The sequence below is a fragment of the Streptomyces sp. NPDC005551 genome, assembly GCF_042871785.1.
Taxonomy (GTDB): Bacteria; Actinomycetota; Actinomycetes; order Streptomycetales; family Streptomycetaceae; genus Streptomyces.
On the sequence record NZ_JBIAJE010000001.1, the window covers coordinates 560,803 to 582,953 of the forward strand.

The window sequence follows — 22,151 nt, forward strand, 5'->3', positions numbered from 1 at the left end:
ACAGCCGACAGAACGGCGGCACGAGATCCCTCACCAGCCGCATGCTCGGCCGCTAGCTTCGCCTGTCGCCGAGCGAAACGAACGTGAGTGGGCTCCGGCGGCGGCAGTGTGAGAGCCATGTTCTGCATCCCTCCCCAGGGCAATTCGTGACCGTGATCTTACGTCGTCACGTGCCCCTCAAACACGAAAAGCCCCCGCCGAGTTGGCGAGGGCTTCGTGCTGTCTACTGCTTCCCCAGGTGCGCCTTCAGCTCGGCACTGGCCCGCAGCTCCTCCAGCCGCTCCTCCGTGGGAGCAGAGAGCGCCAGGACCGCCTCTGTGAGGGCTTGCAGGAGGTTGTTGGTCTGTGGCGTCCCAACCGACTCCACGGCGTTGCTGAGAGCCTCCTGCGCCTTCCGGCGGTGCTCTTCGCGGCTAGTCTCCACGGCTGATCCCTTCCGGTGCCTTCGTGAGTTCCAGATCGTCCGCCGTGAAGAGTGGCACGCTCCGCTCCCTGGCTTGCTGAATGAGGGAGAAGAGCCGACTTGTGTCGCGGTCGTACCTGTCGCTCCGCCACGCCACAATCAGACCGAAGTCCAGCTGCTCCGCTTCCAGTTCGCCGTGGGCCAATTCCAGCGCCGTAGCGGTACCGGCCTCCTGGCGGACACGAACGACTGTGTGTCCATGTCTCTCGCACCAGTTCCGGCAGAGCTTCTCCTGGAGCTCGCGGATCACCGAACTTCTGTGCCTGACGTAGATCAGGGCCTTTGCCATCAGCCCTCCTTCTGGGGCACCTTCAGCGGCTGGGGGCTGCCCGCGCCGCCATCGTCCAGAACGACCCGCTGGTCCAGGGAGATGACGATCCAGACGTCCTTCGCCTCCGGCCAGCCGCCGATGTTCCAGTTTCCGGTGGAGCCGCGCCGCGCACTGACCGCGATCCCCCCGAGTTCCTTCGCCCGGCGACGTGCTTCGCCCTGTTCCATTCCGTCACCCATTACCTTCGCCCTTCTTGGTGCCGCCAAGAACCGGCACCTCGTCAATGTAGTACTGCACGTTGCCCCACCGAGTGGCCATCCAACGGTGCAGCGCCAGACGCTCCTTGGGCTCGTCATCCTCCGAATTCTCGACGCGCTCCCACTTGAATTTCGTGGCCCCCACGATGCTCGTCAGCAACTTCTCGGCGTGCTTCTTCAACTCGTCCAGGGAACCGACCCCGAGCGGCCCGTCACCCGTCGACAGCACATGCATCTTCGGTTTCATTACTTCCCGGCCTCCCTCTGCTCCGGAAGCTGGTCGTAGAGCCCGAGTCGCGCCATGCGGTGGACTACGGCGGACGCGCGGTCGCTGATCATCGTGTCCTTGTCGGGCCGTGCCCCCCTACTGATGATTACCTCCGTCTCGCCCCACGCTTTGCAGATCGTGTCCACGCGACGCAAGGCCATGTCGGCGTCCGTATTGGTGGAGACTGCCAGGTCGTAGAGACTGATCATGTTGTTTCCTTCACTCGCCAGTTTCGTACCGCACTGCGGTTGTTCTGCCAGGCCTCGATGTACTGGCTCGGCGTGAGCAATTTTCGGCGCATCACGTCGACCTTGTACTGGCGTGCCCACTCCTCATCGACCCCGGCTTCCTTCAGTCGGAGCAGACCACCGAGGAGACCGTCCTCGTCAACGTGCCAGGAGTACGAGTACCCACCGCCCGTACCCGTCGACTTGTGTAGAAGGATGGAGAACTGTCGGAGGAAGGCTGGGGAACAGCCAGCTCGCATGAGCTGCACCCACTCGTCCTCCGTGACCTCCTTGCGGACAGTGAAGCTATCGTTCTTGGCTGCACTCCACTCGCCAACCGTCTCCGCCGGAACGCCCTCATTGAAGAGCTCCAGCACCTTGCGGAGGGAGAGAGCCGTGTACGTGCTCGGATACTTCACGACATCGAGCTCTGCCAAGGGAGCAAGCTCTGCCAAGGGAGCAAGCTCCTGCCGGAAAGAGATCCAGGATTTCCGGGGTACGCCCTCGCGCTGAAACCGTGCTGCGAGAAGGGAGTTGATGCCGTTTTCCGCCAGCTCGACCATCTCGCTGACCTGCTCGATACCGAGCTTCTTGAACCCCTCATAGTTGGAGATCGGAATCCCGGCGAGGACCAGCCGGTGGATATCCGCGCTGGACAGGTGCTCCGCCTGCCTCTTGTACTCCGAAATCTCGAAGACCGCACGAGTATCGGACGCCAGCACCTCAACCGGCACAGGGTCTGGCTGACGCAGCGCCGCATAGATCTGGTGGACGGCCACACCACGCCGGAGAAGTTCCCGACCTTCTTCGCAGAGACGTTCCGGCGTGTACTGGAGGGGTGCCACCGTCTGCACGATGCGCGTATAGCGGGTGAGGCGCTCCCTTGGGTACACCGTACCAACGAGGATGCCAGGCATCGCCTCCTCGAGAGCAGGAAGCGCCGCCGACCACGCCAGAAGGTCACCTCCGGCCTTCTCGATGGCTGAGGCAGCCTTCCACCCCAGCCGAAGCCAGGCGACTGCCACATCGGCGTTGAGTGGCTTTTCGGGGAGTTCCAGGACGTACTGAAGGAGCGACTCTCCCTGAACGTCCTGGGCCGCTGCCAGCGCCTCGAAGGCTTCCTCCGTGAGGAGACCAGCTGCCAGAAGGCGCTTTTGCTCCGCCGTCAGAAGGCCCTCCCGGTCGAGAGCCGCAAAGATCTTGCTCATCCCTCTCCTTTCCTCTTGCAGAACTGATTTCGGGCACACGGCTCATCCATGTACGAGCCGTGGACACACCGGTCCCGGTTGTACTCGGGGTCCTCGTCGCGTCGTGGCGCCCTTCGCGACGGAATACCAACACGTTTGTGCCAGCCCACCGGTTCGTCCTGGGTAGCGGGGTCCCATACGGCGAGCGCGGCGGCGACCGCGAACCCGCCCTGTTTCGGGAAGCACCAGCCGTAGTCGTAGGTGTAGGGACTGGCCTTCTCCAGGATCACGAGCCGGTCGTTGTAGCCCATGGGCCAGCATTCGTAGTAAAACTCTTCGTCCTCCGCGAAGCGTATGTGGCCATGCTCATCCACCGGCGGGTTGTCCAACAGCTTCACTCGAAATCCTCCGGCTTCATTTTCTGGATCTCCTCGACGTCACGCTGGTACGCCTCGTGATCCGTGGCGAGCCGCCGCAGAGCCTCACGTACCTCGTCCATGCTTCGGGACCTAAGCAGCGCCTTGCGTAGGAAACTCACTATCGGATCAGTGTCGAGGTCCGTGTCCCACTCCGCCAGGTAGTCCTGAGCGTCCTGGTCCCCAGCGTCCGCCGCTGCCTGCCAACAAGGCAAGGCGTGGCCCTTGCCGTTGAGGCCTTCTACGAGTTCGGCGATGCGACGGAGCTGTGCAGGGCTCGGGGCGGGTATGCGACGCAGCTCCTCCAGTTCCAAGGTGCTTGCCTCGTGCTCCGCCCACTGTTCCGCGATCTTCCGTAGGTTGCGCTCGCGGTTGCGCGTTGCCTGCTCCTCGGGTGTCAGGTCATCAGGACCGCTCATGACTTGTCCTGGAGGTACTCCAGCGTGTGCGTCAGCTCCTCCACATTGGACCGGCGGGCGAGCAGCTCCCGAAGCCGCTTGTCCAGATACTCGCCGACCTCCCGAGAGAAGTCCGTGAGGGTGGGCTCTGACTCCTGTTGAGGGGTTGGGCGACTCCCACCGTTGGCGCGGTCTTCCCAGTACTGGCAGATCTCGTGCAGCCAGTCCGGCATCTCGCCGTCAACGCCTCCCAAGTCAGTGAAGAGGATGGAGTAGTCCCGCTTGGTGGTGACCTTCCCGTCCTTGACCTTCGGTCCCCAGACGGCCGCGTGCGACAGGCACCACCATCCCGCCCGGTTCGGCACGAGGCTGATGGTCACCGAGTGCGGACGCACCGTACCCCCAGAATAGGTGGACACGTCCTCAACGGGGGAGGTCAAGATGACGGGGATCTCCCACCTACTCCTGTCGCTGACGTGGTACCCGATGCCCGTAGAGGTCATCAGACTGGGGGCCCTGCTCACCGTGAAGCCTTCTTCGGTGAGGTGATGTTCCGTCTCGTCCTCATCGCGGATGGCCAGCCCAGCGGCTTCCAGTTTCTGGAGTGTCGGTTTCGGCACGTCGACGAGATATCCGTGCCTGGTTCGCGAGGCGTTGTTGACGGCCTCGCGCATTGCGGCGTCCATTGTGTCGTTCATGTTTTCCCTTCAGGAAATGCGAATAGCCCGCCCCAGCCGGGACGGGCGTCGCGTGTTCATCGTCAGCCGTTGGCCTTGGAGTATGCCTCGCGGATGGACTGGGGGACGCGGCCACGGTCGTTGACCTCGTAGCCGTTCTCCTTCGCCCAGGACCGGATCTGCGCGGTGTCGTCGCCGGAAGCGCGGGGCTTCGTGCGCCCGCTCGTCGTGCGACCGGTGCGACGCCCGGCGGTGACGTAGGGCGCGAGCGCCTTCCGGATCTTGTCCGCGTTCTTGGTCGTGAGGTCGATCTCGTAGTTCTTGCCGTCGAGACCGAACGTCACCGTCTCATCGGCCTCGCTGCCGTCGAGGTCGTCAACGAGGGTGACCTGAACCTTCTGTGCCACTGTTTACTCCTTAAGAATGCTCCGAATGGCCGCATCATAGGGTCTACCCCTGAACTGCGCCAGTTCGCTTGACATATTGCGTGCCCGGCTGCGGATTCGAACCGCTGCGCCCCGTAATTCACGGGCCGGGCTGCCGTGCTAGAAGTTGCCGTTGGCCAGGAGCTCGCCGTCCTTGTCGTAGACGGTCACGAGGCCGTTCTCGGAGTCCTTCCAATCAGCGAAGGCGGAAGCGAGCAGCTTGCCCTCTCCCTGGTGCGGGCCCACGAGACCGCCGCTGAAGTCGGTGTAGATCTCGGGGGCGTCTAGGATGTCGTTCTGCTTGTCGGCGCCCTGGACCTTCGTGATGTGCTTGGCGGCGGCCTTCTCGCTGGCCGTTCCGTTCTTGTTGATGAACGCCTTGAACTGCTCCGCCTGGCTCAGTTCCTTCCTGGCGGGCGCGGGCTTGCCGTCCTTCTTCTTGTCGTCGCCCTTGGCGGGCTGCGAGTTGGAAGTGGACGTCTTGTCCGCGTTGCTGTCCTTGTCGTCGCCGCCACCGGCCACAGCGGCGATGATGCCGATGAGGACGAAGACCGCGAAGATGCCGCCGCAGCCGAGGCCGATCTTCTTGCCGAGCGACTTCTTCTTCGGCGCAACCGGCGGCGGGCCGTACTGCGGTTGCTGAGTGCCCCACTGGGGCTGCTGCGGCTGCTGGCCGGGGTACTGCTGGGTCACGGGGACCCCCCTGTTCTCTTTCGCTTTCGCTGCTGCGCGCTCCCCGCGCGCATGGCCCCGCTCCCGGGCATGACTCGGCGTCCGGCCAATGCCGGAAGAGCGGGTGAGTGCCTGCTAGGGGCAGGCTTCCTCAGTTTTGACGACCTCGAAGACGAGTTGGTCGTCGGGGCTCATCTCGGTACCCGGCTCGGGTACTTGTGAGCAGACCTGCCAGTTGCGGTCCCACACCTGCGCGCGGCCGAGGCCGGACAGGTCGATGGAATTCAGGTCGTACAGGCCGTCGTCCTGTGCAGTGTCCTGCGCGAGCTGGAGTTGTAGTCCGGTGTAGTCCTCGACCACGACGCTTTCGGGTGCGTCGTCGCTGTCGTTGTTGACGAGGGCGCTGCATCCTCCGATGAGAATGGCCAGGCCTGCGAGGATGGCGCAGCCGAGTCTGAAGTCCTGTTTGGACTGCTCGGGGTTCGCCGGTTGTTGATCCGATGTCTGGGCCATTATGCCCCCCTCTTCACTGCTGCGCGCTCCCCAGCACGCATGGTCCTGCCCTCGGCCGTGAACCGTCGTCCGGCCGGTACCGGGGGAGCAGGGATGGTTATTCACGAAGTGCATTCATAGCTTCGATCTCGGCCAGCGCGAGCGGCCTGGGGTCGGGGCGTGGTTGGGTCCACTCGTTCCCAGGCACCGGTAGGCCGTAGTCCGGGTACCTGGCGAGGAAGTCTTCGAATTGCTCGTCACACCACGCCGGGACCCAGGCTCCGCTGCGGCAGATGTAGACGGCATCGTAGACGGTCGGTGGGTTGCTGCCGTCGTCGATCCGCCGATTCACCGGAATGAGCGGACCACTTTCGATGCCGTCGATCTTGGAACGCCAGCGGGGGTAGATGACTTCGAGTTCGCTGCCTAGGTCATGGTGCTTGAGCATCCATGAATCGCACTCCATCTCACCGCCCGCACGCCACTCTTCGAGGGTGCCCTTGTAGCCACAGTCGTGATGGGCATCCCAGAGGGAGACCTTGGTCCAGGCCTCGACCTCCCATCCGAAGGTGGTAGGCAGCAGGAGCCCCGACCAGACGTTGCTGTCCCCGTACAGCATTGGTGCCGGTTCGCCTTCCTCACGAAAGAGGTTGAACCGGTCCCAGAAGCCGTCGTAGTCCCGGCACATGGGTAGTTCGAGGCCGTTCCGGAGCCACCCCTGGGCGACGATGGGCCATTGCATGTCAACGCCCCATCGGGACTCGCTGTGGTGCCAGTCGTAGAGGAGGACGTCTGGGCCCATCTTCGCGCCGTACATGGGGTTGGGGAAGAAGAAGTCCCAGTCGACAACGAGGAGGTTGTACTCACTCATTCGTCGCCCCCCAGCAAGAACACCTTGTCGATGTTTCTGATAGGTGCGCCTGGCGGGCCAGCGATGTAGCCGCTGACCTCGAAGATTCCCTCTCGCCGTTCGCCGGTTGCCGGTACATACTGCGTATACCGGATGTACGGTTCGATGACCCGCCGTTCCTCCCAATGCCACGCGGCGTCTTCTTTACGCTTCGGCGGCCGGTAGCGCAGCGGCTCACCCATTTTGACGATGCGGACAGCGTTACTGGCGATGCGCTCGGGAGCGCCTGCCTGCCGCATCCGCTTCGCCGTGGACTTGGGGGCGTAGACCACATCCCTTTCATCCTGCGCGTGCCGCATGTAGAGCAGGGTGGCAGTGAAAGTGCGCACCATCTGTTCGAGCATAGGGAGGCCTTGGAACTTGCGTTCCCGGGCCAGGATCATGGTCCGGCTGTCCTTGCCCCGCCCACGTGCTGTCGGTACGAGCCGGTCCTCCTTGTCGCTGGTAAACCACGGAACCTTTTCGTCGAGGGGGAGCACCTGCTCCCTCTCCAGCATTACCGGCGCGAGAGCGGCTAGGGATTGTCGGCGCTGCGGGTCCGTAATGTTTTTCAGCGTGGCGACCATGGATTCGGTGTCCGACCAGAACGCCACGTAGAGTCGTCCGTCGTCCATCTTCTTCCAGGATGCTCCCACCACTGGCACGGTCTTGTCGTCCATGACGAGGTTGTAAAGGGAGTAGTAGGAGATGACGGAGGGAACGCCTGTCTCCGGGTCGATCTCGTACCTTGTCGTCGGGTTGAAATGCTCGGTTGCACCGATGGGGCGCTGCCAGAAAATGACACCCGAGTCAGCGGGCAGAAGGCTTGACGGCAGGAAGAACTCGGTCATCCCGGTCCGTGCGGCCTTCATCGTCATTGCCGGAGTCACCGAGTACAGCTTGGCGTTGTCCCAGGAGGAAGCAACCCAATCAGCGAGAGTGAAGATCTCTGCCTGAAAGAAGTGCTCGTTCAGCATCTCACGTGATACGACCTCGCCTGATTGCCGCCGCTTTTTAAGGAACTTATCGGCTAGCGGCTTAGCCGTCGTGCGCACCTCCGGCGGGACGTAGAAGAACGTACCGTCCGAAGCGCTTTGAATCCAGAATATGCCTCCCTTGTTGTTCAGCCATTCGATTTGAGCGTGCTGCATTTCCGGAAGCAGGCGCGGGTTTTCCCAACGCTTACTGACCTTCATGGTGTTCCTCTCTATGTGCGTACCCAGCCGAGGACTCGAACCTCGACGCCCCCAATATCGGGACTGGGCTGTTGATCAACGCCGCGCCTTGAGGCCGCGACGGCGAAGTGGGTCGTGCCGCTGCGCGTCGACTGTGACCACCGTAGTGATGGGGTCCATGTCTTCGGGCAGCTCTTGGAGCCCCACCCAGTGCGGGCGAACCCACCGGGTGAGGAGCTGCGTGCGCTCGTTGGGGCGTCCCGGGCCCACCCGGAACTTGTGGAAGTGCCCTGCGCGCTGATGTGCCGCCCGTTGAACCCCTGAGGGGACCTCCGGGCCGCTGCCGGTCCTTCCGGTCGTTCTGCGGGCCGCGTGGAGCTGGGGGCCCATCTTCCAGCCGACCTCGACCCAGAAAGGGTAACGTTCCCTCGGTGCGGCAGCTCCCCGGCGCCTGGCACCGGTACTTCGCGGGGTGGTCTCGACGGCGTCCCGGTTGTCGCAGCACAGGTAGATCAGGATGCCGAGCGCCTTACTCACGAGCGTTTCGATGAGCTCCCACGTCTGCTCGCGGGCGACCTTGTCACCCGTCGCATACATGGCTTCAACGCGGCCCCCGGCGTAATCGACTGCCTCCGCCAGCGTGAATTCCGCCAGCCTCGTCGGAATACGCAGGCGCATATACGTCTGACCCCTGATATCTCCCGTATCCAAATCGACGAGGTCGATCACCATGAGGAGTCCGAGCCCATCGATATCCTCGTCCGTGAGTGTCTGCCGGTCGGGCTCGTCGTTGAATCCGTAGATGAAGAATCCACGGACGAGACCGTCAGAGCCCTGATGGTTGACCAGCCAAGGTTCCGGAAGCACCACGAGCGGGTTGATGTGCGGAAGGTGGGAGAAGATATTTCCCGGGAGCTTGTCGTACGTGGACCGGTAAAGCTCTGCGGCAAGGTGCTCGTTCAAGTCGTACGTGATACGACCATTCTTCGCCCAGAGCTTGTATGTCCCGACCTGTGATGCCATGTCGACGATGTGGGCCTGCTCCCTCACCGACAATGCGGGACGTGCGAAATCGAGAGGAATAACTCTTCCCTCAGACGCGGCGTTCAGCACGGGAACGACCCATGGATGCTTACTCCGCAGGTTGCTTTCGCGCTCTTGCAACTGCTCTACGAAAATCTCGGTCACCTCGTTGGCTTTGATGCCCCGAGAATGCCGAGAAGGCAGAGGTGCCTTCTTGCCCATGACTACGCCGCCAGCTGCCTCTCAATGCGGGCGATTGCCTCGGTGGCCTGGCTCCTGGAGAAGCCGAAGCGGTCGTGAACGCCGAGAACCTCACTGCCAGGGCCGGTCAGCGAGAACAGGTAGTCGGCGAGATGGTCCAGCAGCTTGTGATCAGCCCGCAAGACGGCTTGCTCTCCCGGCCCTACCTTCTTGTAGCTTGCGGCCTTCAGGCACGAAACGACCTGCATGTCTGTCGACTCGCTGTCGTTGTTGACCATGGCCTCGCCGCTGATAAGGCCACGAACGATAAACGCCGGGAGACTAACCTCCACGGCGGTGGTTTCCTGCATTACCCCTCCTTCGATCCCTGAAACCATCGGACCCACCAACCGGGGAAAGGGGGGACCAAAGCCGGTTGGTGGGCCTGATGGGCACAGGGCCCGTGCTGCTAGGCAGACTTTTTCAATGCAATCCGCGAGAGGGCGGTCTCTGGGTCGCCCTCGCATTCTTGCAGAGACTGCCGGATGACATAGGGCTTTGTCCGGAAGACGCGAGCCCATGTCTTGATATCCTGCACCCGCCCGAACGCAGGAATTGCATCCTCGGTCCACTCGACCGGCTTGTGCAGCACAGGAAGTGCGGCTTTACGCCGGGCGCGCTCACGCGCCTGAGTGATATCAAGGGCGCTGATTTCAGGAAGTTCCTCTTGCGGTCGCCTGTCGCGGATGCAGGCAGCGAAGTAGTGAATCTTGCGCTGGTACCGTCCACGCTGCTGCCGTTCTTGAATATCCCGTGGTGTGGGTATCGTGACGAACCGTTCATGCAAGCTGAGCTCCCGTAGAACGCCGGGCAATTCTTGGATGAAATCGATGGCCTCTTTGCGCTCTGCGAAAACCATCACAGTGCGCAGGCCGTCGTCAGCCTTTTCCTCGCTCATGCGCCAGCTCCCCTCAGTTCTTCACTGCGTACCCGGCCGGAGGATCGAACTCCGCTAGCCCACCAGCAAATGGGTCCGGGTTGAGTGTCATGCACAAATACCGAACACCCGCTCAAGCTCATCAGCGGTGCGGCTCTTAAGCTGTTTCAGCTTGTGTGCATACCTCATTGTGTTGTTGACGTCGGCATGGCTAGCCCGCCACTGCGCCTCCTTGATATCCCCCGAAATGAGGAGGACACCGGAGACGAACGTGTGCCGCGTGTCATGCGGATGCAAGCGCCCCGCCAGGTGGGGGAGGGCTTGATCCCCGACAGAGCGGACGATACGCCAGACGACGGATCTAGCCAATGCCCCTCCGCGAGCACCGAGCAACAGAGGGCCACGATCCCGCATCCCGACCTCCTCCAGGAGGTAACCGGCAGCCGTTCGCGGGATCTCCACTTCGTCGTCCTTCCCACCCTTCCTCACCACACTCAGCCACCATCGTCCATCCCGCGCCTGCAAGCCCTCCCTACGGGCGTTGCACAGCTCAGAGACGCGGAGCCCGGTGGTCAGCAGGGTGAAGATGACGGCCTTCGTCCGCAGGTCACAGGCATACCGTACGTGCGCCGACAATGCCTCGACGTCCGTGAGCGACAGACCTGTGTACTGCGAAACCGAACCCTCCGACGGCTTCTTGACTCCGTAGAAGGGGTTTTGGTTGTACCAGCCCTGCGCCATAGCCAACTGGTACATGCTTCCCACACTGGACATCCGCCTGCGCACCGTCCGGGGCGCCGACTCCAGGGTGTCGAGCATGTACGTTTTCCAGTCAGCCACATGGGGCATACGTGCTTCGTACACGTCCAGCCCGAGACCGCTGTCGGTCTGGAGGAACTGGCGATACTGCCGCATGTCCCGCGTGTAGTCGGCCCGGCTTTTCGAGGAGACAGTCCGCAGATACGCGTCCACGAGCTCATCGGCCGAGTACACCGGCTCGAACGCAGCAGGCTGAGGAACGGCCGAAAGAACGGGTCCCTGCGGCCTCCGCGAAAACAGGTCAATGACCTGTGCAGTCATACTCTCTCCCCTTCTTGAGTTGTTGTACTGCGTGCCCGCTGAGGATTCGAACCTCTCACCCCCGAATTCGGGGCGGGCTGGAGCTCATGACTTCGCCGGAACCGGCTTGCCGTAGACTCCGGCGATCTCCTTGAGACTGTCGAGCGAGTAGCTAAGTCCGTACGTCAGGTCGCCGAGCTCCCTGAACGAGCCCTCGTAGACCGAAATCACGTCGTCCCAGTGGTCGAGCTCCCCGTCGCTGAACTTCGTGTTGAAGCTCTGGCGGCCGTTCCGCATCTGCCGGGCGAGGTAGGACTCGTGGCCGAAGACGAATACATGGCCACGCTGTGCCTCGATGTCCTGGCCCCGCTGCGGCCACACGAAGATGTCACCGGACGGGGCGAAGAATGTCAGCATCACGAACGGCTCACTGCCTCGCCACCCGAGGCTCGTGCCAGGCGAGTCATGGAAGATGTTCTCGCAGCACTCCTGGCACCATTCGAACCCAGGCGCCTTGTACTTCGAGCAGTACTCGGACCCGGGAAGGCCGTAGGCCAGCTGGTTACCGCACTGCCCGATGCCCAACTCGAAGGTGTGGCGCACTCTGTTCTCTTGCATGCTTCCTCCCCTTTTTCCTTGTATTACGTGCCCTGCCCGGCCGTGAACCGGGAGCCCGTCTTTCTCCGGTCAGGGCTGGCCGCTACCCGAACGGCTTTTTACGGCATCGCCTGCACTCGGTGTGCACCGAGGCCTCGGACATCTGCGTCCCGCAGTCCGCGCAGTGCTTGTGCTCGCACTTGCGCCAGGTGTTGCCGGAATCCGGTCTACCCCAGTTCCGGCCTCCCTGGACCCCGAGGTACGGCTTCCAATACACCAATGCGCAGGCTCCGTTGACTTCCTCGACCTCGCCGTAAATAGGCGAGGCTGGAGCCATCTGGACGCTCTGACCGACCTCCACCGCAGTCATCGAGTCGTGCGCGGGCCGGAGCCGTTGCCGGATCCCTTCTGGGACCCCCCGTTCTTGATCTTCTTGCCGCTGCCGTTGCTGGCCATATGGCCTCCCCTTTCATCAACTGCCCCTGACTTTCGGGGGCATGGTGCCCGCCTGCGGATTCGAACCGCATACCCCGACATTCTCGGGGCGGGCTGTGATTCACGACGTGACGTAGGCCTCGTTGAGCTCGAAGGAGTTGTCGTCCTCCTCGACGTCGTTGGGCTCGGGCTTCTTCCAGATGCCGTGGTTCGCCTCGTTGTCGTACAGCCAGTTGAAGAAGGCGTTGGGGTCCTCGCTGTCCAAGACGGACTTCGGAACGTCAACCTCCCGCGTCACCGTGGTCTCGATGGTCTGAGTGACCTTGGCCTGGATTTCAACCTTCGGCATTGCATCCCCTCTCATCAACTGCACCCGAAACAGGGATGCATGGTGCCCGTTGAGGATTCGAACCTCGTACCCCCGAATTCGGGACGGGTTGTTTCACTACTTGAACTCGACGCCGCGACCGACCATTTCGTACCAGAGCTTCCCGGCGTACCGGCCCAGCTCTGCAAGCCCAGTCGTGTTATTCGTGCGGGTCATGTTCTCCATTGCCGAGCAGAACGTCACCACGAGGTCCGCCGTGGATGCACGGGTGATGTCGCTGTCGTCAGGTAGCACCTGCCCACCGCCGTATTCTGGTCGTTCGTACGGACCGGAGCCTGTAAAGCGCTCCATAGGCCTGCCACTGGGAAAACCGCCGACCATTGCATCCCCTCTCTTCAACTGCCCTGCTGGGCATGGCGCCCACTCTCGGTCTTGCTCCGGCGCCCGCCAAAAGCGGGGGAGTGGACGGTACTTCAGAAGCGCAGCTCAGTACTCGTCGTCCCAGCGCTCACCCGCGTACGTGGGGTCGAACCCGGCGGGCGGCACGTCGGAGAACGGCGCGTACCTCGCGTTGATCTCCTCCTGCTTCTTAAGCCGTGCGTCCCAGTGTCCGTCGCAGCGCGGGAACGAACGCCCCGTGCCGGACAGCGGCTCCCGGTACTCGACGCTTCCAGTACAGGTGCTCTGAGGCGCGTCCAGGCAGTGAAGCTCGGCCTGGGATTCTTCGTTCTGCATAATCTCCCCTTTCCTAACCGGATTTCGGGTACCGGAAAACCCTGTGCCTCTCTCCGCCATGACACGGATGCCCGACCGAATCGGGAAAGAGGCTGTGCGTGTCACTGCTCCGGCGGCTGCTCGATGCCGAGTACGCGGGCGGCGTAGTAGTAGGCGTGGGAACCGCTCTCGTTGCGGCGCCAGTCCATTGCGAACAGCAGAACCGTATCCAGGTCGGTGTCGTACCAGAACTGCCCGGTCGATTTGCCGTCCACGTAAGCCACGTACTCCACCCGCATATGAGTCATCCAGGCGCGTACGCCGTCCTGCCGCGATGCGTCGTTGAGCAACCGCAAGATGGTGTACGGACCGATGGATTCGGTCTTGTCCACCACGTGACCGCTCAAGTCCCCGCCATCGGGACCCTGGGTGGTCCGTGAGCCAGGAAGCGGAACCGGCCGGAACGAGTTCCAGCGTGTATACAGCCCCTTTCCCGCCTCACAGCGCTGCGGACCGTACAGCCTGTCTTTGTGGAAGGCGCCCACGTTCTGGCACATCTCCAGACAGGTGTTGTGGTGGTCCTTGAGGGCCTGCTCTGCCGCTCGCGCCGCAGTCAGTGTGCTCTCGTCCATATGTCCTCCCCTTTCCAAATGTTGCGTGCCCCCTCTCCTTCGCGAACGGATGCCGGACTGAATCCGGGGAAAGGGCTGAGAGCCTCAGCTCTCGTTGTGCTTCTTCTCGCGGTAGCTGCGGACCAAATCCTGCGCCGCCTCGGAGAGCTTCTCGTCCTTGATCTCCAAGGCGGAGCCGTACGTGAGTCGCTGGCGCGAGTAGTGCTTGTCCGTCGGGTACGCGAACACCTCCGCGAGAATGCGGCCCGTGTCCACTTCCTCGATCCTGACCGGGCGTTCGTTGCCCTTCGCCGGATTGATGGTGGTCACGATGTGCGTCATACGCGGCGCCTTGAACGTGCACCACGCGTGCCACTTCCCGAGCGGATCCGGTGAAGCCACGTGGTCCGTCGCATCACCGAAGCACTCGGCGCACAGCTCGAACTCGAAGAGCTCCCGAAGAAACTCCTCCGCCGTCTGCCCACCGATGATTTCTCCATTGGACATGTGATCCCCTTTCCTAGTTACTGCGTGCCCTCACCCGGAGTCGAACCGGGTGTACGACCGTCAGGGCTACCTTGCTACAGGCTCGTCCCGCGAACCTCGATCTCGTCCAGGTCGGCGTGCTCACGCCCGATCTCCCCGGACTGCGGGTCACCGGCCACGACCTCGATCTCCGTACGACCCGCGAGGCGCATCAGGTACGGCATGTCGTTCTTCATGTGCTGCCAGAGGTCCCGGATCTCGCCCGCGTTCACGACGAGCCGGGGCAGGCGCTGCGGCTTGGGCGCGGACTCGGCGTCCTTCTGCACCGCGTTCCGCGCTGCCTGCGTGAGCGTCGCGCGCTCCTCGTCCGTCAGCCTGCGGTCTTGCTCCATCGCTGTCCCCTTTCCTTAATGCCTCCCGCGTCTGGGAAACACAGCACCCCCAGCCGGAATCGAACCGGAGCGACTCCCTGAGTGAGTCCTGGGGGCTACCACGCTAGAACTTGCTCTCGTCGTGCTCCGGGAATTCCACATCGGCGTCGAACTCTTCGACTGCGAACTCCAGCGACTTAGCGCGGTTATCCATGATGCGGATCCACCACGCGTCCCGCTCCTGGTTCCTGTCGCCGAGCCTGCACCCGATGTGCTGCTTGGCCATCTCCGGCGTGATGGTGACCGGCTCGTTGGTGTCGCTGTACTTGAGCATCGGGGCGTTCCCGAACTCCTCGTACAGGCGGACACGGACGAAGAACTCGTGCCAGTTGTCGTCGGTGACCTCGTACAGGCCCAGGTTCATGCTCCACATCTGAAGCGGGAACCTCTGGTCCGTCTTCGGCGTGATGTTGATCGTGCTCATCGCCAATCCCCTTTTCCTTCACCCGAATATCGGGCTAGTGCGTGGGGGAGGAGTGGAACCTCCCCTGCGACCATCCACGCGGTGTTACTGGCCGTGCTTCCAGGCATCCACGATGCGGATGCCGGTGTCCTCGTGCTTGTAGCCCTGGCCGTGCGTGTACGGCTCCCGGACGGCCCATAGGTGGTGGACACCGGGCTCTTCCTCCCGGAGCTCCGTAGAGGCCGTCTGGCTCCACTCGGAGCCCATGGCGACGTACTTCCAGTCGGCGGCCGTCCTCGGGCTCTCCGTGTTCACCGGATTGCCTGCCATCTGCTCCGCACGGCCGATCAGCTCTTCGCCGCGCATCACCCGCCAGCGGGGGAGGGGCACGATCTTGGCGCCGATGACGCTCGGATAGATTTCGCCGCCGACCTTGGCCTCGACGATGATCTTGCCTTCCTTGCCGTCGCTGGGGAGCTGGGAGACGTAGAGGAACGTCTCGTCTACGCCCCGGAAGTTGGGAACGACGGATCCCGGAAGGATCTCCTCGCCCGACTCCTTGCTGATCAGCATGGCCTGGGTGTTGCTGTACTTCGGCACTTCTATCCCCTTTCCGTATCCGATTTTCGGGGCAATCGGATAAGCCCAGTCCCCGCCCATGCATTGCACATGGGAGCCGCTTGGATACGGCCGGGGTGGTGTTGAGTCAGTGGTACTGGCCCTCGCTGCGGATCCAGGCCCGCAGTTCGTCGCGCACGTACTCCTCCGGCTCCTCGGGGTCGAACTCGTCGCCCGTGGTGTTGGTCATTGAGACGGCGTGGTGGCCGTCGTCCGGGTTCTCGCCTCGGGCCGACTGATTGGCCCCGCGCTCGCTCCGGAAGATGTCGATGTACTCGCCGCCGTGCCACACCGCCCAGAAGCCATCCTTGTCAACGACGATGGGCTCGTCCAGCTCCGGCCATTCCGGCTGACCAATCTTCATGCTCTCCCCTTTCCAACTGCTGCGGATATCTCCGCATGGTCCCCGCCCCGAGACTCGAACTCGGGTGTACCCGCCTTTACGGATTTCGGGGTGCGCCGAATTACTCGGCCGCTTCCATCCTGTGGGACTTGCCGGTCTTCTTCGCTTCGAGTCCCTTGGTCTTCTCGTCGTAGTTGAGCGCGTAGATCACATCGCCCATGACGAACGTGAGGAGAACGTTGTTGTATTTGTCGTTGCCCTCGACCAGCGTGCGGAACCCCATGCCGACACGCTTGGCGAAGTCGAGCCACTGTTCCCGCGCGGCCTTGCGCTGCTCGTCGATCGACATGGACTCGACGCCCTTGAAGTCGCGGATCGTCAGGTAGTTGAGGCTTTCCGGACGTCCCGGGCAGCCACGGTGCCCCACAGCGAACACGGCGGCGTCACCGCGCGTCCCGCAGTCCTGGCACTTGAAGTCGTCGGTGACCTTGACGTCCGGGTCGGACACACGCTTGATCATGTGCCCGCCGTGCTCGGACGCCTCGGGCCAACCCAGCCACTTCGTCATATCTGTATCCCCTTTCCACCCACCCCGAATTTCGGGGGAGCTTGTGCCCCATCCCGGGATCGAACCGGGAAGGAGGTCACCAGACCTGAGGCTGCTTACATGAACTCGGTGTGGTTGATGTACTCATCGAACTCGGTACCGAGGAACCGCTTCAGCTCGTCGCAGTACCGGCACAGGGACTGCCAGGTGCGGTAGTCCTTGAGGGTCGGTACCGCGTCCGGCTCGGATCGCCGGTCGTCGTACCAGTGCTCGAACGTCGCGTTGTTCTCGACGCCGTGCGCATCCTGGCAGTACATGGACAACACTTCAGCGATGTCCGGCTGCACCGGCTCCGGGTGGTGGTGCTTGTTCTTCGCCTTGCGGTTGCCGACGCCGGACTCCCACTCCAGGACGATGGTGTGCCCGATCTCCCCCTTGGGGGATCCCAGACGGCACGCGCCATCCTGGAGGCGACCGTCCCGCCATGTCGTGTTGTCCGGGCGGAACAGAACCACCGTCCACTTGTCCGCCGGGACGGACCGGACCCTGCCGAGGTCGTCCTTGTAGCTCTCCGCCACCTCACCGTGGTAGATGAAGCGACCGAAGATCCGGTCTTCCTCGACACGCTCCGGGAACGTGGTCTCACTCATGCTCTATCCCCTTTCCTAGCTAGGCGCAGAGCCTAGTGGGACCCGCTGACACTCAGGGGGTCCAGTGCCCACTCCGGTCTTGACCCGGAGCCTGCCCGAAGCAGGGTGGGCTAGGGGACTAGCATGTAGTCCTTCGGATGCTCCGCTTCCGCCTGGCGATCCTGGCGCACTCAGCGCACTTCTTCCAACCGGTTCGCTGGTCGACGTACACACCGACCTCGGCGTAGCAGTGCCCCTTCCTACAGGTGTCAGTTCGTCGGAACCTTGCGGAATTCTCACCGGACGTCTTGGCCTTATGGCATATCAGGCATAGCGCCTGGCATTTCGCAAGCTCCTCAGCACGACGCTGTGTGCTCCACGTCCATACGTTGTGGTGCACTTTCAACGCAGGGTCGGCATGATCTAGCTGAAGATCATCCTTGGATCCGCAGCGAACGCATGGCCCGTTCTCACGAAACCACGCGTCTCGGATTCGACGCCTGCGCTCTCGCTGGCTGTGCCGCTGGTCTTCGGGGTTCTTATACACCCGAGCATCGTATTTTTCTCCCCTCGGAACTAGTTAGTTCCTGTGCCCTGCCTGGAATCGAACCAGGTGAGGCCCCCGTTTTGGGCTCAGGGCTGTGTGCTCAGCCGTAGACGATCTCCTTGAAGAGACCGGCCTGAACGATGTTGTCGGCGTCGCCCGCGTCGTAGTCGTAGTCCTCATCGATGAGGATGCCGACGGCGAGGGCACGCAGGTACGCCATGAACTTTTCGTCGTCCTTGTGCCGCTTGACCTGGCCGGTGACGATGTTCCGCAGGCCCTCCCGGATCGTCTCCAGGGTGATGCGGTACTCCTTGTCCTCGTCCTCGGAGTCGTGGACGACCGCGTGGACCTCGGACGGCGCCAGGTTCTCCCACTTGTAGGCGGAGCACGTCGACCAGTAGCCGATGCCACCCTCCAGCGCGGTCTGGAAGACGTCCTGGAGCGCCTTGTCGGACGGAGTCACGGTCATGGTGAACGTGATCGCCCTGGTGTCCGGCGTCTCGACCTTGTTCTCAGTCATGCTCTCCCCTTTCCATCTGCACCCCGTAGGGGGTACATGGTGCCCTGAGCCGGTCTTGCTCCGGCCGTCCGCCCGAACGCGGATCAGGGCTGCGGTCAGACCGCATACAGGCGGTGCCTTACGGGAATGCACTTCTTCGCATGCTCCGTCCACCAGGCCTCGCGTTGCCGTTCTGCCTCGCGCCATGTCGGCGTCTTGCCGTTCGCGTTTTCTGCGCGGACGTAGGGGAATTCCCCTGGCACGCCGCACGCGACGCACGTCCGGGTAAGCATGCGGACATGGACTGTGAGGTCTTCGTAGTTCTTCTGCATTCTCCTCCCCTTTCTGCCCTCCCAAATTCGGGAGTGAGTGCTCCGGCGCGGAATCGAACCGCTACGCCTAAGCGCATTCCAATACCGGAGCTGTCGTGCTTAGTCGATCCAGGTCCGCCGCTCGTTGCGGGTCATGACGCGGCTCGCGAAGAGCTCGGTGGCCTGCTCCCACGTCTTGTCGTAGAGGCCGTCATCGATCGGCTGCCACGTCTCGTCCAGCGACTTGGCCTTGAGGCCGACCACGGCGAACCGGCGCTTCGGATCCGTGTCGGCACCCCGGTCGTACATGATGACGGCCTGGTGGGGTGCCTCGGTGAGCGCCGACGGAACGTGTATGTGCGCCAGAACCGGCCCACCGTCGAACTCCGTCGGGATATCCTTCAACTTCATATTTCCTCCCCTTGTTCTGTGCACCCGTTTTCGGGCAGCACAAAGTGCCCCGCCACGGATTCGAACCGTGTGCAGCCAATACGGGGCTGTTTACCTCACCTGCGGTCGTACTCGCTGTCTGCGATGACGAAGACGTTTACCACGCCGGAATCAACCATGCGTGAAGGCAACATGTTGTCGATAGCGACGACGCTGTGCCACCGGGCTTGACGATCCTGTGCCCGATAGCACGTGGCATTGTCGCCGGAAATGACTCGCTCGCCGATACGCTCGACGGCCTGGGGAATGGACACGCGCACTTCGCGCGGGCCTTTCCAGTTGACGGACAGGTAGACCTCTGTCGCCAATTTCCTCCCCTTTCGATAGATCCTTGCGGATCAGTGCCCTGCCGGGGAATCGAACCCCGGCGAGATCACCAGATCAGGGCTGTTCAACGTTGAACGCGAGCGCCAACACCTTGTCGTAATTGTCCTGTTCCGCCTTTGTCTGCGGAAACCGCAGGAGGCCCACGTACTGGACGCAGGCACCCATGCCGCACTCGACGACGTATTCGATCAGGCATCCCGCACACCAGGTGGACTCGGCGAACGCCTCCGACGTCTGCACTCGAAACATGGCCTCCGTGTACGCGTCATGACGAGTCGTACCGGTGGAACCGTTCATGCACTCCGGCATTGTTTCCTCCCCTTTCCAGATCCTCTCGGATCAGTGCCCCGGAGCGGAGTCGAACCGCTCTGCACCATCGGGGCTGATCTTTCATGCCTTGCTGGCTTCGGCCTCCCGCTTGTACGGCTCGAACGCCTCCTTGGCGGCCTGTTCCGCCCACTCGCAGCCGATGAGCCCCCAGCAGGAGCCCTCTTCGACTTCCTCCCAGGTGGTCATCTCCGCCTCGCCTTCCGGATCCTCCTTGGGGACCCAGGTGACGGAACGCTCGATGACGTAGCCGTAGACGTCACCCTCTGCCCAAGCCCGGTACTCTTGGATCTCGGACTCGATGACCTTCTCCGGCTCCCACGTGGACTCCGCCGCCTTGTCCGGCATCAGGTACCAGAGCGCCCAAGCGCCGTCGCACGGACGGTCCTCAACCACCGTGGCGCCGTGCCGCATCTTGGCCCAGCGGATGAACAGACGCTCGCTGTCCGGACGGGTGCTGAAGTAGTCCCACCCGTACTGAAGCGGGCCGCCGTTCTCATCCACGCTGATGTAGTTCTGCTGCGCGGGCGTGATCACGTTGGCGAGGTGGTCGTAGTCCTTGCGCGGATTGACCGAGCCGGAGTCCTGGTCGATGACCAAGCGGACCCGGTACTTACCCGCAGTCTCAAGAACGTCGTCCATTCCATATCCCCTTTCCTTCACCCGAAATCCGGGCTAGTGCCTGTCCCGGTCACGAACCGGCGGAGTCATTCTCAGACAGGCGGGCGGATCACTGATCCTGTTCCTGGGCGATTTCGCACTTGTGGCGGTATCCCTCGCCCGTGACGATCCAGTAATGCAGCGGAGCACCCTCCGGCGGCGTGAACACCACACCTACCTTGCCGTCGGCCTTCAACTCCTCGCGGAGCGAATCGCTATCGGTGCGCTCGTCGTACTCGCGCACCTTGGCGGCCACCTCGCACCAACCGCAGTGATCATCGGACTCATCGACCAGCGGATCACCGATGTCGGGGCAGTTCTGGGCCCAATCGTCAGCCTGCATATCCAGTTCGGACGAAAGGACGCCCAGAGCATCGCCGATGTTGTCGACGCAGTGCACATCGCTCTCCGGCAGGTAACCCGGCATGTTGGCACCGATGTGCCAGTGTTCCGAGCCGGATCCCTTTTCATCGTCGATCCACTCGTTGATCTTGGCTCGGAACTCGTCGTAGGTCGCGATGGTGCGCTTGCCGGTGGCGTGGTCGTAGACACTGATGTTCCAGTCCCACGAGTAGACGCGCTCTTCCTCCGGAATCGGCCCGTCAAGGCGCTCGTTCTGGGGACGGCCGACCTCGATCGTCGTACCACCCTCTTTCCAGCGGAAGATGAGCGTTCCATACGGCTCCACATCTTCCATGTATTCCATGGTGTGAGTGTCACCAGCAGCCATATCCATATCCCCTTTCCATTCACCCGAAATCCGGGCTAGTGCGCCGGGCGGAGTCGAACCGCCCCACGACCATCAGCGCTTCCGCTTACGCGGATCGTAGCTAGCAACCCAGTTGGTGATGAACTCGCGGGTGTCGTCGCTGGTGTGCGCAGAAACCCAAAGCAGCGTGTCCAGCGTGCCGAACGCGCTTACGGTGTGCATTTCCCACCAGCCGTTTTCAGCGCGCCGGAACGCCAACCGAAAGGACCGCATACCGCGCCACATGACGGCATCGAAACCGTCCTTGGCTGCTGCGGTGAACAGTCCGATCTCGTCCAGCATCCCCCGGTATTCCTCGGGAGTCGCCGGAACGACCTCAGCGTCAGCCATTGTCAGCCCTTCTTTTCATTCGCGGCGCATCGTTCCAGGTATCGGCGTACAGACTCCGAATATGCCGGGTCTGTGCCCCGAACCGGGCCACCGTCGGGACTGTCGTCGTACGGAGGCTCGAAGTACTGGGAATCAAGCTGCTGCCTGTCCCATTCTTCAAGAATCTCTTCGGACATATCCGTATCCCCTTTCCAACACCCCGAAATCGGGGTAGTGCCCTAGACCGGAGTTGCACCGGACTAGGAGACCTCGTGTCTCTCTAGGGCTGCGTTAGTCCTCGTGGCCGGACCAGACGCACTCGGTGGTGTGGTACAGCTTGCCGTCCGTCATGGGGTGCTCGTACGCCCCTCCGGGCTGGCATCCCTCGTCGTGAGCCTCGCCGCAGTGGCAATGCCCCTCGCAGGCCTGGCAGTCGTGCAGGCGGCCAGGCTCGTGCGGGTAGTCGGCGTGGTCCTCGCTGAGGAAGATTGAATCGTCGTCCACGAACCCGCCGTTGCAGGCGATGAACCACGCGGCTTCAAGGTGAGTCACAGGCAGACCGGCCCGGTAGTCCTGGCCGCGCCGGAGCTCTTCACCGTTGCGCGTGACGATGTATCGCCAGTCACCTTCGTAGCTCCTGCCGACAGTGCCGCCGCCCAGTTTCTCGACCTGGACCACAACACCCTCCCCGGCCGGAACCGAGAACTCACACGTGAAATCGCGCATGTCGGTGTAGCTCATATCTGATCCCCTTTCCAAGCGATCCTTTCGGATCAGTGCCCTAGCCCGGAATC

The 22,151-nt window shown here is 62.7% G+C and carries 39 protein-coding genes; all 39 read right to left on the reverse strand.

The window, feature by feature from the left end; genetic code table 11:
• Nucleotides 1-223: 223 nt before the first annotated feature.
• The 39 genes from ACFYP4_RS02215 to ACFYP4_RS02405 all read right to left on the reverse strand — a co-directional run bounded on the left by ACFYP4_RS02215 (nt 224) and on the right by ACFYP4_RS02405 (nt 22,098).
• On the reverse strand, nt 224-424 hold the full coding sequence (locus ACFYP4_RS02215; RefSeq protein ID WP_388781791.1) for a hypothetical protein: 201 nt from the start codon (nt 422-424) through the stop codon (nt 224-226).
• Nucleotides 414-752, reverse strand: a complete 339-nt coding sequence (locus ACFYP4_RS02220) for a recombinase family protein (RefSeq protein ID WP_388781794.1) — start codon at nt 750-752, stop codon at nt 414-416. The genes ACFYP4_RS02215 and ACFYP4_RS02220 overlap by 11 nt, the downstream gene beginning before the upstream one ends.
• Entirely contained in the window at nt 752-973 is a 222-nt protein-coding gene (locus ACFYP4_RS02225; protein WP_388781796.1) for a hypothetical protein, read from the reverse strand. The genes ACFYP4_RS02220 and ACFYP4_RS02225 overlap by 1 nt, the downstream gene beginning before the upstream one ends.
• Nucleotides 966-1,238 (reverse strand): hypothetical protein, encoded by a 273-nt coding sequence (locus ACFYP4_RS02230; RefSeq protein WP_388781798.1) that lies wholly within the window; start codon nt 1,236-1,238, stop codon nt 966-968. Before ACFYP4_RS02230 ends, ACFYP4_RS02225 begins: the two co-directional genes overlap by 8 nt.
• Nucleotides 1,238-1,468: a hypothetical protein gene (locus ACFYP4_RS02235; RefSeq protein ID WP_388781801.1), complete on the reverse strand. Its 231-nt coding sequence runs from the start codon at nt 1,466-1,468 to the stop codon at nt 1,238-1,240. Before ACFYP4_RS02235 ends, ACFYP4_RS02230 begins: the two co-directional genes overlap by 1 nt.
• Entirely contained in the window at nt 1,465-2,694 is a 1,230-nt protein-coding gene (locus ACFYP4_RS02240; RefSeq protein WP_388781804.1) for a hypothetical protein, read from the reverse strand. The genes ACFYP4_RS02235 and ACFYP4_RS02240 overlap by 4 nt, the downstream gene beginning before the upstream one ends.
• Nucleotides 2,691-3,071, reverse strand: coding sequence for a hypothetical protein (locus ACFYP4_RS02245; protein ID WP_388781807.1), 381 nt, complete (start codon nt 3,069-3,071; stop codon nt 2,691-2,693). The genes ACFYP4_RS02240 and ACFYP4_RS02245 overlap by 4 nt, the downstream gene beginning before the upstream one ends.
• Entirely contained in the window at nt 3,068-3,508 is a 441-nt protein-coding gene (locus ACFYP4_RS02250) for a hypothetical protein (RefSeq protein WP_388781810.1), read from the reverse strand. The genes ACFYP4_RS02245 and ACFYP4_RS02250 overlap by 4 nt, the downstream gene beginning before the upstream one ends.
• On the reverse strand, nt 3,505-4,185 hold the full coding sequence (locus tag ACFYP4_RS02255; RefSeq protein ID WP_388781812.1) for a hypothetical protein: 681 nt from the start codon (nt 4,183-4,185) through the stop codon (nt 3,505-3,507). Before ACFYP4_RS02255 ends, ACFYP4_RS02250 begins: the two co-directional genes overlap by 4 nt.
• Nucleotides 4,186-4,247: 62 nt before the next feature.
• On the reverse strand, nt 4,248-4,571 hold the full coding sequence (locus ACFYP4_RS02260) for an Lsr2 family protein (protein ID WP_388781815.1): 324 nt from the start codon (nt 4,569-4,571) through the stop codon (nt 4,248-4,250).
• 138 nt (nt 4,572-4,709) lie between these two features.
• Nucleotides 4,710-5,282, reverse strand: coding sequence for a hypothetical protein (locus ACFYP4_RS02265; protein WP_388781818.1), 573 nt, complete (start codon nt 5,280-5,282; stop codon nt 4,710-4,712).
• A gap of 114 nt (nt 5,283-5,396) precedes the next feature.
• Nucleotides 5,397-5,774 carry a PASTA domain-containing protein gene (locus tag ACFYP4_RS02270; RefSeq protein WP_388781820.1) on the reverse strand — a complete coding sequence of 126 codons (378 nt, stop codon included), beginning with the start codon at nt 5,772-5,774 and terminating at the stop codon, nt 5,397-5,399.
• 97 nt (nt 5,775-5,871) lie between these two features.
• Complete coding sequence (locus ACFYP4_RS02275) at nt 5,872-6,624, reverse strand: hypothetical protein (RefSeq protein WP_388781823.1); 753 nt, start codon at nt 6,622-6,624, stop codon at nt 5,872-5,874.
• A complete protein-coding gene (locus tag ACFYP4_RS02280) occupies nt 6,621-7,838 on the reverse strand; it encodes a hypothetical protein (protein ID WP_388781826.1) in 1,218 nt (405 codons plus the stop codon). Before ACFYP4_RS02280 ends, ACFYP4_RS02275 begins: the two co-directional genes overlap by 4 nt.
• 75 nt (nt 7,839-7,913) lie before the next feature.
• Nucleotides 7,914-9,062, reverse strand: a complete 1,149-nt coding sequence (locus tag ACFYP4_RS02285) for a hypothetical protein (RefSeq protein WP_388781829.1) — start codon at nt 9,060-9,062, stop codon at nt 7,914-7,916.
• A gap of 2 nt (nt 9,063-9,064) precedes the next feature.
• Nucleotides 9,065-9,391 carry a hypothetical protein gene (locus tag ACFYP4_RS02290; RefSeq protein WP_388781832.1) on the reverse strand — a complete coding sequence of 109 codons (327 nt, stop codon included), beginning with the start codon at nt 9,389-9,391 and terminating at the stop codon, nt 9,065-9,067.
• Nucleotides 9,392-9,489: 98 nt separating this feature from the next.
• Entirely contained in the window at nt 9,490-9,978 is a 489-nt protein-coding gene (locus ACFYP4_RS02295; protein ID WP_388781835.1) for a hypothetical protein, read from the reverse strand.
• 87 nt (nt 9,979-10,065) lie between these two features.
• Entirely contained in the window at nt 10,066-11,037 is a 972-nt protein-coding gene (locus tag ACFYP4_RS02300) for a tyrosine-type recombinase/integrase (protein WP_388781838.1), read from the reverse strand.
• An 84-nt stretch (nt 11,038-11,121) separates the two neighbouring features.
• Nucleotides 11,122-11,634: a hypothetical protein gene (locus tag ACFYP4_RS02305; RefSeq protein ID WP_388781841.1), complete on the reverse strand. Its 513-nt coding sequence runs from the start codon at nt 11,632-11,634 to the stop codon at nt 11,122-11,124.
• Between the two features lie 535 nt (nt 11,635-12,169).
• Nucleotides 12,170-12,397 (reverse strand): hypothetical protein, encoded by a 228-nt coding sequence (locus tag ACFYP4_RS02310; protein WP_388781844.1) that lies wholly within the window; start codon nt 12,395-12,397, stop codon nt 12,170-12,172.
• 465 nt (nt 12,398-12,862) lie between these two features.
• The gene (locus tag ACFYP4_RS02315; protein WP_388781847.1) at nt 12,863-13,111 is read right to left on the reverse strand and encodes a hypothetical protein; all 249 of its coding nucleotides are present in this window, start codon (nt 13,109-13,111) and stop codon (nt 12,863-12,865) included.
• Between the two features lie 101 nt (nt 13,112-13,212).
• Complete coding sequence (locus tag ACFYP4_RS02320; RefSeq protein ID WP_388781850.1) at nt 13,213-13,722, reverse strand: hypothetical protein; 510 nt, start codon at nt 13,720-13,722, stop codon at nt 13,213-13,215.
• 84 nt (nt 13,723-13,806) lie between these two features.
• A complete protein-coding gene (locus ACFYP4_RS02325; protein WP_388781853.1) occupies nt 13,807-14,208 on the reverse strand; it encodes a hypothetical protein in 402 nt (133 codons plus the stop codon).
• A gap of 74 nt (nt 14,209-14,282) precedes the next feature.
• Nucleotides 14,283-14,579 (reverse strand): hypothetical protein, encoded by a 297-nt coding sequence (locus tag ACFYP4_RS02330; RefSeq protein WP_388781856.1) that lies wholly within the window; start codon nt 14,577-14,579, stop codon nt 14,283-14,285.
• A gap of 103 nt (nt 14,580-14,682) precedes the next feature.
• Nucleotides 14,683-15,042 (reverse strand): hypothetical protein, encoded by a 360-nt coding sequence (locus ACFYP4_RS02335; protein WP_388781859.1) that lies wholly within the window; start codon nt 15,040-15,042, stop codon nt 14,683-14,685.
• An 84-nt stretch (nt 15,043-15,126) separates the two neighbouring features.
• The gene (locus ACFYP4_RS02340; protein WP_388781862.1) at nt 15,127-15,621 is read right to left on the reverse strand and encodes a hypothetical protein; all 495 of its coding nucleotides are present in this window, start codon (nt 15,619-15,621) and stop codon (nt 15,127-15,129) included.
• A 106-nt stretch (nt 15,622-15,727) separates the two neighbouring features.
• A complete protein-coding gene (locus tag ACFYP4_RS02345; RefSeq protein ID WP_388781865.1) occupies nt 15,728-16,003 on the reverse strand; it encodes a hypothetical protein in 276 nt (91 codons plus the stop codon).
• A 100-nt stretch (nt 16,004-16,103) separates the two neighbouring features.
• A complete protein-coding gene (locus ACFYP4_RS02350) occupies nt 16,104-16,550 on the reverse strand; it encodes a hypothetical protein (protein WP_388781868.1) in 447 nt (148 codons plus the stop codon).
• Nucleotides 16,551-16,645: 95 nt separating this feature from the next.
• The gene (locus tag ACFYP4_RS02355; protein WP_388781871.1) at nt 16,646-17,179 is read right to left on the reverse strand and encodes a hypothetical protein; all 534 of its coding nucleotides are present in this window, start codon (nt 17,177-17,179) and stop codon (nt 16,646-16,648) included.
• 118 nt (nt 17,180-17,297) lie between these two features.
• Nucleotides 17,298-17,705: an HNH endonuclease gene (locus ACFYP4_RS02360; protein WP_388781874.1), complete on the reverse strand. Its 408-nt coding sequence runs from the start codon at nt 17,703-17,705 to the stop codon at nt 17,298-17,300.
• A gap of 100 nt (nt 17,706-17,805) precedes the next feature.
• Nucleotides 17,806-18,225 carry a hypothetical protein gene (locus tag ACFYP4_RS02365; protein ID WP_388781877.1) on the reverse strand — a complete coding sequence of 140 codons (420 nt, stop codon included), beginning with the start codon at nt 18,223-18,225 and terminating at the stop codon, nt 17,806-17,808.
• Nucleotides 18,226-18,320: 95 nt separating this feature from the next.
• A complete protein-coding gene (locus ACFYP4_RS02370) occupies nt 18,321-18,536 on the reverse strand; it encodes a hypothetical protein (RefSeq protein WP_388781880.1) in 216 nt (71 codons plus the stop codon).
• Nucleotides 18,537-18,635: 99 nt separating this feature from the next.
• Nucleotides 18,636-18,926, reverse strand: a complete 291-nt coding sequence (locus ACFYP4_RS02375) for a hypothetical protein (protein WP_388781883.1) — start codon at nt 18,924-18,926, stop codon at nt 18,636-18,638.
• 95 nt (nt 18,927-19,021) lie between these two features.
• Nucleotides 19,022-19,273 (reverse strand): hypothetical protein, encoded by a 252-nt coding sequence (locus tag ACFYP4_RS02380; RefSeq protein WP_388781886.1) that lies wholly within the window; start codon nt 19,271-19,273, stop codon nt 19,022-19,024.
• Nucleotides 19,274-19,346: 73 nt separating this feature from the next.
• Nucleotides 19,347-19,589: a hypothetical protein gene (locus tag ACFYP4_RS02385; RefSeq protein ID WP_388781889.1), complete on the reverse strand. Its 243-nt coding sequence runs from the start codon at nt 19,587-19,589 to the stop codon at nt 19,347-19,349.
• A gap of 93 nt (nt 19,590-19,682) precedes the next feature.
• The gene (locus ACFYP4_RS02390; RefSeq protein ID WP_388781892.1) at nt 19,683-20,261 is read right to left on the reverse strand and encodes a hypothetical protein; all 579 of its coding nucleotides are present in this window, start codon (nt 20,259-20,261) and stop codon (nt 19,683-19,685) included.
• 88 nt (nt 20,262-20,349) lie between these two features.
• On the reverse strand, nt 20,350-20,985 hold the full coding sequence (locus tag ACFYP4_RS02395; protein ID WP_388781895.1) for a hypothetical protein: 636 nt from the start codon (nt 20,983-20,985) through the stop codon (nt 20,350-20,352).
• Nucleotides 20,986-21,081: 96 nt separating this feature from the next.
• Nucleotides 21,082-21,378, reverse strand: coding sequence for a hypothetical protein (locus tag ACFYP4_RS02400; RefSeq protein WP_388781898.1), 297 nt, complete (start codon nt 21,376-21,378; stop codon nt 21,082-21,084).
• Nucleotides 21,379-21,648: 270 nt separating this feature from the next.
• A complete protein-coding gene (locus tag ACFYP4_RS02405; RefSeq protein ID WP_388781901.1) occupies nt 21,649-22,098 on the reverse strand; it encodes a hypothetical protein in 450 nt (149 codons plus the stop codon).
• Between the last annotated feature and the right edge of the window lie 53 nt (nt 22,099-22,151).

Bases quoted from the DNA above. Each gene is read 5' to 3' on its own strand.
- ACFYP4_RS02395 (WP_388781895.1), bottom strand. From the start codon at position 20,985: ATGGAATACATGGAAGATGTGGAGCCGTATGGAACGCTCATCTTCCGC.
- ACFYP4_RS02290 (WP_388781832.1), bottom strand. From the start codon at position 9,391: ATGCAGGAAACCACCGCCGTGGAGGTTAGTCTCCCGGCGTTTATCGTT.
- ACFYP4_RS02295 (WP_388781835.1), bottom strand. From the start codon at position 9,978: ATGAGCGAGGAAAAGGCTGACGACGGCCTGCGCACTGTGATGGTTTTC.
- ACFYP4_RS02310 (WP_388781844.1), bottom strand. From the start codon at position 12,397: ATGCCGAAGGTTGAAATCCAGGCCAAGGTCACTCAGACCATCGAGACC.
- ACFYP4_RS02230 (WP_388781798.1), bottom strand. From the start codon at position 1,238: ATGAAACCGAAGATGCATGTGCTGTCGACGGGTGACGGGCCGCTCGGG.
- ACFYP4_RS02355 (WP_388781871.1), bottom strand. From the start codon at position 17,179: ATGAGTGAGACCACGTTCCCGGAGCGTGTCGAGGAAGACCGGATCTTC.
- ACFYP4_RS02330 (WP_388781856.1), bottom strand. From the start codon at position 14,579: ATGGAGCAAGACCGCAGGCTGACGGACGAGGAGCGCGCGACGCTCACG.
- ACFYP4_RS02375 (WP_388781883.1), bottom strand. From the start codon at position 18,926: ATGAAGTTGAAGGATATCCCGACGGAGTTCGACGGTGGGCCGGTTCTG.
- ACFYP4_RS02405 (WP_388781901.1), bottom strand. From the start codon at position 22,098: ATGAGCTACACCGACATGCGCGATTTCACGTGTGAGTTCTCGGTTCCG.
- ACFYP4_RS02285 (WP_388781829.1), bottom strand. From the start codon at position 9,062: ATGGGCAAGAAGGCACCTCTGCCTTCTCGGCATTCTCGGGGCATCAAA.
- ACFYP4_RS02240 (WP_388781804.1), bottom strand. From the start codon at position 2,694: ATGAGCAAGATCTTTGCGGCTCTCGACCGGGAGGGCCTTCTGACGGCG.
- ACFYP4_RS02305 (WP_388781841.1), bottom strand. From the start codon at position 11,634: ATGCAAGAGAACAGAGTGCGCCACACCTTCGAGTTGGGCATCGGGCAG.
- ACFYP4_RS02400 (WP_388781898.1), bottom strand. From the start codon at position 21,378: ATGGCTGACGCTGAGGTCGTTCCGGCGACTCCCGAGGAATACCGGGGG.
- ACFYP4_RS02220 (WP_388781794.1), bottom strand. From the start codon at position 752: ATGGCAAAGGCCCTGATCTACGTCAGGCACAGAAGTTCGGTGATCCGC.
- ACFYP4_RS02255 (WP_388781812.1), bottom strand. From the start codon at position 4,185: ATGAACGACACAATGGACGCCGCAATGCGCGAGGCCGTCAACAACGCC.
- ACFYP4_RS02275 (WP_388781823.1), bottom strand. From the start codon at position 6,624: ATGAGTGAGTACAACCTCCTCGTTGTCGACTGGGACTTCTTCTTCCCC.
- ACFYP4_RS02270 (WP_388781820.1), bottom strand. From the start codon at position 5,774: ATGGCCCAGACATCGGATCAACAACCGGCGAACCCCGAGCAGTCCAAA.
- ACFYP4_RS02325 (WP_388781853.1), bottom strand. From the start codon at position 14,208: ATGTCCAATGGAGAAATCATCGGTGGGCAGACGGCGGAGGAGTTTCTT.
- ACFYP4_RS02250 (WP_388781810.1), bottom strand. From the start codon at position 3,508: ATGAGCGGTCCTGATGACCTGACACCCGAGGAGCAGGCAACGCGCAAC.
- ACFYP4_RS02320 (WP_388781850.1), bottom strand. From the start codon at position 13,722: ATGGACGAGAGCACACTGACTGCGGCGCGAGCGGCAGAGCAGGCCCTC.
- ACFYP4_RS02345 (WP_388781865.1), bottom strand. From the start codon at position 16,003: ATGAAGATTGGTCAGCCGGAATGGCCGGAGCTGGACGAGCCCATCGTC.
- ACFYP4_RS02390 (WP_388781892.1), bottom strand. From the start codon at position 20,261: ATGGACGACGTTCTTGAGACTGCGGGTAAGTACCGGGTCCGCTTGGTC.
- ACFYP4_RS02385 (WP_388781889.1), bottom strand. From the start codon at position 19,589: ATGAACGGTTCCACCGGTACGACTCGTCATGACGCGTACACGGAGGCC.
- ACFYP4_RS02315 (WP_388781847.1), bottom strand. From the start codon at position 13,111: ATGCAGAACGAAGAATCCCAGGCCGAGCTTCACTGCCTGGACGCGCCT.
- ACFYP4_RS02335 (WP_388781859.1), bottom strand. From the start codon at position 15,042: ATGAGCACGATCAACATCACGCCGAAGACGGACCAGAGGTTCCCGCTT.
- ACFYP4_RS02280 (WP_388781826.1), bottom strand. From the start codon at position 7,838: ATGAAGGTCAGTAAGCGTTGGGAAAACCCGCGCCTGCTTCCGGAAATG.
- ACFYP4_RS02370 (WP_388781880.1), bottom strand. From the start codon at position 18,536: ATGCAGAAGAACTACGAAGACCTCACAGTCCATGTCCGCATGCTTACC.
- ACFYP4_RS02350 (WP_388781868.1), bottom strand. From the start codon at position 16,550: ATGACGAAGTGGCTGGGTTGGCCCGAGGCGTCCGAGCACGGCGGGCAC.
- ACFYP4_RS02235 (WP_388781801.1), bottom strand. From the start codon at position 1,468: ATGATCAGTCTCTACGACCTGGCAGTCTCCACCAATACGGACGCCGAC.
- ACFYP4_RS02365 (WP_388781877.1), bottom strand. From the start codon at position 18,225: ATGACTGAGAACAAGGTCGAGACGCCGGACACCAGGGCGATCACGTTC.
- ACFYP4_RS02225 (WP_388781796.1), bottom strand. From the start codon at position 973: ATGGGTGACGGAATGGAACAGGGCGAAGCACGTCGCCGGGCGAAGGAA.
- ACFYP4_RS02300 (WP_388781838.1), bottom strand. From the start codon at position 11,037: ATGACTGCACAGGTCATTGACCTGTTTTCGCGGAGGCCGCAGGGACCC.